This is a genomic window from Youngiibacter fragilis 232.1 (assembly GCF_000495435.3).
GTDB classification, from domain to species: domain Bacteria; phylum Bacillota; class Clostridia; order Clostridiales; family Clostridiaceae; genus Youngiibacter; species Youngiibacter fragilis.
Window position 1 is genome coordinate 1 of the sequence record NZ_AXUN02000022.1, and the last position, 6,970, is coordinate 6,970.

6 protein-coding genes and 1 pseudogene are annotated in these 6,970 nt (G+C 42.2%); all 7 read left to right on the forward strand.

Annotation, left to right across the window (positions count from 1 at the left end; translation table 11 throughout):
• A pseudogene (locus T472_RS01445) lies at positions 1–232 on the forward strand (acetyl-CoA C-acyltransferase); the annotation flags it as partial.
• Between the two features lie 353 nt (positions 233–585).
• The gene (locus T472_RS01450; RefSeq protein WP_023385958.1) at positions 586–1,488 is read left to right on the forward strand and encodes an AraC family transcriptional regulator; all 903 of its coding nucleotides are present in this window, start codon (positions 586–588) and stop codon (positions 1,486–1,488) included.
• A 261-nt stretch (positions 1,489–1,749) separates the two neighbouring features.
• Positions 1,750–3,231, forward strand: a complete 1,482-nt coding sequence (locus tag T472_RS01455) for an MFS transporter (protein WP_023385960.1) — start codon at positions 1,750–1,752, stop codon at positions 3,229–3,231.
• Positions 3,232–3,356: 125 nt separating this feature from the next.
• Positions 3,357–4,268, forward strand: coding sequence for a sugar phosphate isomerase/epimerase family protein (locus T472_RS01460; RefSeq protein WP_023385962.1), 912 nt, complete (start codon positions 3,357–3,359; stop codon positions 4,266–4,268).
• A complete protein-coding gene (locus tag T472_RS01465; protein ID WP_023385965.1) occupies positions 4,256–5,425 on the forward strand; it encodes a Gfo/Idh/MocA family protein in 1,170 nt (389 codons plus the stop codon). The genes T472_RS01460 and T472_RS01465 overlap by 13 nt, the downstream gene beginning before the upstream one ends.
• Positions 5,426–5,454: 29 nt before the next feature.
• Entirely contained in the window at positions 5,455–6,459 is a 1,005-nt protein-coding gene (locus T472_RS01470) for a Gfo/Idh/MocA family protein (protein ID WP_160319108.1), read from the forward strand.
• The coding region (locus tag T472_RS01475; protein WP_023385969.1) for a sugar phosphate isomerase/epimerase family protein at positions 6,456–6,970 on the forward strand (515 nt) is incomplete at its 3' end. The genes T472_RS01470 and T472_RS01475, both read left to right, overlap by 4 nt.

The window sequence follows — 6,970 nt, forward strand, 5'->3', positions numbered from 1 at the left end:
CGAGGCGTTCGCAGCGCAGAGTCTTGCTGTGCTCAGGGAGCTTGACTTCGACATTGACAGGGTGAACGTAAATGGCGGGGGAATAGCCCTTGGTCATCCTACTGGAGCTACGGGTTCTGTACTTATCACAAAGCTCATATATGCAATGAAGAAGCGCAATGTGGAAGCAGGTCTTGTCACACTCTGCATCGGCGGAGGCCAGGGCATGTCCATAGCACTCCAAAACATATAGGTTAACGAAACTATTCAGTCTCAACTGATAGAAGAGATTATGTATACTTATCCCCCAATAGAGTTTAGCAATTCAGCGAGAGCTCTCATCAGAAGAAGGAAAAAATATAAAATAGGTGAATTATCAATATTGATTCTTAAAACTAATTTATTTATATATGGTACGGTTCACCGTACCATATACGTCGTAGTACTTTTAGCAACTATGAAAACAATTGCAGCTTGCCATTCTATCGTGCTATGATAATCTTAAATAATTGTCAGAAAGTTTAACCAGGAAGGTGTCATGAAGTAAATAGACTATCCTCCGCTGTAATTCATTAATAAAACGAGGTAGGGAGAGAAGAGATTGTAATGAAAAGAGAAGTGCTCCATTCATATATGTCCAGGCAGCATATGCTTAGAAGCAACTATGAGATATACCACTACCTGGACAAGACAATAAAGAATGTTGCTCTTCACCATCATGATTTTTATGAACTCTATTTTCTTTTATCAGGTGAGGTGGACTATCTCGTCGAAGGTAAAATTTACAAGCTGAATCCGGGTGACATTGTGCTGCTGAATACTCGCGAACTTCACCAGGCTGTAATAAGGAAAGGTGCAGAGAAATACGAGCGAATAGTGCTTTGGGTCGACAAGGCTTATCTTGAAAGCATGTCAACCGAACACTCTAACCTTGCAATATGTTACGAATCCCCGGAAAAACAGACGGTCATTAGTACTGATTTTGACATGAGACGAGAGGTGCAGTCGCTTCTAAATAAGATATTAGCCATTGAGGACTTCAAGGGTATGGGGAGCGATATACTGAGTCGTGCATATCTTATGGAGTTATTTGTTATGATAAATAATATATTACTTCGTAAAGATAAACATGAGAACATAAATACAATAAGAAGCACGCTTATTGATAAGGTTATAGAGTACATTGAAGAGAACCTCGGTGGAGAAGTTAGCATCGATAACCTGTCAGATACTTTCTTCATAAGCAAATACCATATGTCCAGAGAATTCAAGAAATATACTGGAATCACAATACACCGGTATATCATTCTGAAAAGGCTCATTGCTGCCAAAGAGCTGATACTTCAAAAGGAGGCAATCAATGAGGTATACATGAAATGTGGCTTCGGAGACTATTCCAACTTCTTTCGCGCATTCAAGAACGAGTATGGGATTACCCCAAAGCAGTTCTATGAAATCATGAAGGAGAATGCAGAATCTGCTTACCAACACACTGATTTCAACATTTGACCAAATGATAGGTTTATTGCATAGGTCACCTAGTAGAGAATACCTGCCTCTTCGTATTCAATGCGTCTATATCTGCGATTTAAAGCTCTGGCAACCAGCCAGGGCTATTTTTCTCCTAAAACTGACTCATTTGACAATTTTTTGTTAAAGCAATTTTTGCAAGTTTTGGAGCAATTATTGCATATCACATGTAAATGTTTACTGATAAAATGGGTTTATCAGCTGAACAAAAGAAAAACATACAATTTTAGGAGGAAAAAAATGGAAGCCAAGAAAAGGGAAGTCGTCTACAACTCCGCCAAAATATGGCAAATAGGATTCTTCGCCTTGAACAACACTGCAACTAACCTTTATATGTTCGCATTCATGTTTATTTCGTATTATGCCACAGGAATTGCAGGACTCCTTGTAGTATCAGTAAGCTCAGTCATTACTTTCATGAGAATATGGGACGGATTCACTGATCCAGTAATCGGTTTTTGGATTGACAAGACAGAATCCAAGTTTGGAAAGTTCAGGCCGTTTATGTTCTTCGGTAATGTAATTCTAGCAATTATGGCGATTGTTCTCTTCAAGACAACTCATCTGATTCCCCAGAATCTGAGGTTCGTCTACTTCATTGCCATGTATGCTCTCTATATCATAGGATATACATTCCAGACCGCATGCACCAAAGCAGGACAGACGGTCCTCACTAATGATCCTAAGCAGCGACCTCTGTTTACACTGTTTGATGCAATATACAATACTATCCTATTCGTAGGCGGACAATTTGTTATATCCACGATGCTGGTACCTAAGTACGGTGGATTCAAAGAAGGTTTCTTTAATGAAATACTGCTCATTACCATAGTGACTGCAGGTATCTTTACTGCCCTGGCCATTTCTTCCATCTGGCACAAGGACGTCAAGGAGAACTGGGGTGTCCTGCAGGCAGAAAAGCTTAAGTTTAAGGATTACTGGCCAATAATCAAAGGGAACAGGCCATTGCAGATGCTAATCATATCCGCATCTACAGATAAGCTCGCAAACGTTACAAAGTCGAATGCAGTAACAACAGTAATAATATACGGTATTCTTATGGGCAACTATGCGCTGTCAGGAAAACTCGGTCTTATCACTGCACCGATGACAATACTCATAACCTTCATAGGAATAGCGTATGCGAGAAAGCTCGGCCAAAAGCAGGCGTATGTGGTATCAACTTGGATCTGTATCATACTTTCTGTCATACTTTTCATATTCCTGAGAAGCATAGACATGAAGACAATATCTCTCACCCCACTGAACAGTACGACGTTCATTTTCCTGTCACTCTTCTCTCTGATAGGAGGGGTTGCAGCAGTTGGTGGAAATATTGTAATACCAATGATCGCTGACTGTTCGGACTATGAGACATACAATACAGGCAGGTACATACCAGGAATGATGGGAACCATATTCTCCTTCATCGACAAGCTGATATCATCCTTAGGTACTGCACTTATCGGTTTCATGGTTGCAGCAATAGGTTTCAAGAATGCCTTCCCGACTGTCGAGACACCACCTTCACCCGCACTCTTCTGGCTTGGGATGATATTTTTTATAGGAATGCCTATCTTCGGTTGGGTATCATCACTGATTGCAATGCATTGGTATGACTTAACTGGAGACAAGATGAAACATATCCAGCAGGTGATCCATGACAAGAAACTGGACGCACATGATGCTGCAGAGGCTAAAAGAATAGCAATGGACATTTAATATATCACTTGAAGGCATGTGGAGAGTGTGGCATCACGCTCTTCATGTGCTTATCTCGCGATTAATACATATGGTCTGTGTTCTTAATAAAAGTTATTAGGAGTTTGAAATAGGAGGAGATAGAAATGATTCGCAACCCATTGCCAGAACGGATTCGCTTTTCGGGATTTTCTGATGAAATCTCAAGTGATTTTGATATTCAGCTACAGGAGGTGACTGCTCTTGGTATGAACTTTATCTCAATCAGAGGGATTGATGGGAAGAACATCGGCGATTATGGAGTTATGGAGTTCAAAGAGAACGTCCTTCCAAGGCTAAATCAGAAACATATCAGTGTATCATCTATAGGGTCTCCCATAGGTAAGGTGTTCATCGATGATGAGGTTGGATTCATTAAGCAGCAGGAAACGCTGAGGAACCTATGCCAGATTTGCAATCTTATGGATACCCGTTACATAAGGGTATTCAGCTTCTATATACCAAAGGGAAAGAATCCGGATGTTTATAGGGATGAGGTGCTGAAAAAGCTCAAAGTGTTCATCGCTATAGCTAAAGAGTACGGGATAGTCCTTATTCACGAAAATGAGAAGGACATATACGGAGACACCAAGGAAAGATGCCTGGAGCTTTTCAATGAGCTTGATTCCACAGCATTCAGAGGAATATTCGATTTCGCAAACTTTGTCCAGGTAGGGGAAGATACCATGAAGTGCTATAACCTGCTTAAGGACCACATCGTATACATCCATATTAAGGATGCGGTCACTACAGATAAGGAGAATGTTGTGGCAGGTACAGGAGAAGGAAAGGTCAGAGAAATACTGAAGGCATTTATTATGGATGGCTATAATGGCTTCCTTACATTGGAGCCGCATCTGGTGCTTTTTGATTCCCTGAAGGACTTGGAGCTTGAGGAAGCGACGGAAGTCATAAAGGATTCAAAAGGTCTCGAGGGTAAAGATGGTTATAGGATCCAATATGAAGCTACATTAAACATATTAAATGAAATAATGGAGGATTTGAAATGGAAAAATTAAGATATGGAATAATCGGATTTGGTGCACAGGGTGGTGCATATGCCAGCTTCCTTTCAGCAGGCAAGGTTGCCAAAGGTACCCTTGGTGCAATCTGCGACACGGACCCACTTAAGAAGGCAGCGGCTAATGAGAAATATCCCGATGTACCTTTCTTTGATAACTACATAGAAATGATGGAAAGCGGCAAGGTAGATGCGATAATTACCTGTGTGCCTCATTACCTGCACCCTGAAATGGGTATCGAAGCCCTTAAGCGAGATATACATGCTTTGCTCGAGAAGCCTGCAGGTGTATATACCAAACAGGTCCGTGAACTTAATGAGTTCGCACAGTCAAAGCCTGAAGTTTCTTTTGGCATCATGTTCAACCAGAGGATGAATCCTTTGTACCAGAAAATCAAAGAAGTTGTTGAAAATGGTGATATCGGAGACATAAGAAGAACAAATTGGATCATCACGACATGGTGGAGACCTCAGGGATACTATAATCAGAGCGCATGGAGAGCTACCTGGGGTGGAGAAGGCGGTGGTGTACTTGTGAATCAGGCACCTCACCAGCTCGACCTTTGGCAGTGGATCTGTGGTATGCCTGTCAAGGTATACTCCAAGTGTAAATTTGGGTTCAGACGCGATATCGCAACTGAGGATGAAGTTACTGCTATGGTGGAATATGAGAATGGGGCAACAGGTGTCTTTGTCACTTGTACACATGACATATTGGGCACTGACAGACTCGAGATACTAGGTGAAAAAGGAAAGATAATTGTAGAAGGAAGCAAGAAGATCATAATCAGGAGACTCAAGACCTCAGAGCGTGAGATGAGCGAGAGTATGGATATGTCGGATGTCATGAGGATATTCATGGGAAACAGCATGGATGATGTCTATGATGAGGAAGTCATTGAGATACCAGACCAGTGGGGAACTCAGCACTGCCTCGTGATGGATAACTTCGCTGACCATGTTATAAACGGGACACCACTTGTAGCTTCTGGTCAGGAAGGTATAAAAGGAGTAACTCTTGCCAATGCCATACATCTATCAACATGGCTTGGAAAAGAGGTCGAGCTTCCGATTGATGAGGAGCTGTTCCTAAATGAATTAAATAAAAGAGTTGAAGAAGAGAAACTTGCTGACCAGGGAAAGAATTTCGCTTAAATATGCAGCAGGTAAGGAGGGATACCATGTTGAAGGTAGCTATTGCAGGACTGGGAGAAATCTCGCAGATACATCTGGCAGCCATAAGGGAACTTGAGAAAGTTCAGGTCACCGCGGTTTGTGATATCGATGAGAGTCGGTTGGTAGAATTTGAGAACGTGAACCGTTACAGCTCCCTTGAAGAAATGCTTGACTCAGAGGTGCTCGACGTTGTTCATATCTGCTTGCCACATTATCTCCATTTGGATGCAACAAGGCAGTGTCTACTGAAAGGTATAAATGTATTTCTCGAGAAGCCACCAGGACTTGACTACAGGGATGCGAGGGTTCTTGCAGACCTTGAAGAATCATCTGTTAAGAAGGTGTGCCTCTGCCTGCAGAACAGATTAAACCCTACAACCATGGCTTTGCTTGAACGTCTAGAGTCGAAGGAAGCTGGTGAGGCAGTTGGAATCAAAGCCTTGGTTCCCTGGTACAGGCCTGCGGAATACTACAAGTCCAAACCATGGAGAGGGACAATGAGATATGCTGGTGGAGGCCTGATGATAAATCAGGCTGTACACACTCTGGATATTATGCAACTCATAGGAGGAACACCTGACCGAATAAGCGCGTTAGCAGGAAATCTCCTCGACTACACAATGGAGGTAGAAGATACAGTTGCTGCAAACATACATTTTAAGAATGGCATACGTGCCTTCTTCATGGGAACTAACGCAAGTTATACCAACTCAAGCGTTGATATCGAGGTGTTCTGCGAGGCGGGGAGGTATGTGCTTAGAGATTCAAGCCTCAAGTACTTCGGCAATGATAGTCATGAGGAACTGATAGTGACGGATGTCGTGCCTTCAGGATACAAGTTTTATTATGGAAAGAGCCACAAGGATCTCATTGAGAAGTTCTATAAAGCTATTGAAAACAATACTGATGACTACATACATGCAAAAGAGGGTCTTGCTTCCATGGCCATTATAGATGGTATACGGAAAGCGGCTGAGGAGCACAGGGAAATTAATATGGAGGAGATAATATGAAAAAGGCGAAGATTGGCGTGCAGATGATGGTTTTGAAGGATAAGGTAGGGGAACTCGGAATCTATGACCTTATTCAACAGGTGGCAAAGATGGGTTACCCCTCTGTGGAAATCTCACAGATCCCAATGACAGAAGAGAATGTGAACCAACTTAGAAAAGCTAGTCTGGATTTCGGTGTGGACATATCCTCATGCTCTGCTACCATAGACCCTATGTTTCCGGGAATGCCTGGGGAGACACTTACCAATGACTTTGATAAGATTGTAGAGGATTTGAGGAAGCTGGAATGTCGTTACCTTAGATTAGGGATGATTCCTTTCAGCATGATTGGGAACCGTGAAGGATTCATTGAGTTCGCAAAGAAGGCTGAAGACATGGGAGTCAGGCTCAAGGAGAAGGGTATCCACCTCTATTACCACAACCACCATGTGGAGTTCCAAAAATTGGATGGTGAATGGGGACTGGACATCATACGCAACAATACAACAAACCTAGTACTATGTAACATTTA

Excerpts from the sequence above, each read along its gene's own strand:
- T472_RS01455 (WP_023385960.1), top strand. The coding sequence starts at position 1,750 with ATGGAAGCCAAGAAAAGGGAAGTCGTCTACAACTCCGCCAAAATATGG.
- T472_RS01460 (WP_023385962.1), top strand. The coding sequence starts at position 3,357 with ATGATTCGCAACCCATTGCCAGAACGGATTCGCTTTTCGGGATTTTCT.
- T472_RS01450 (WP_023385958.1), top strand. The coding sequence starts at position 586 with ATGAAAAGAGAAGTGCTCCATTCATATATGTCCAGGCAGCATATGCTT.
- T472_RS01465 (WP_023385965.1), top strand. The coding sequence starts at position 4,256 with ATGGAAAAATTAAGATATGGAATAATCGGATTTGGTGCACAGGGTGGT.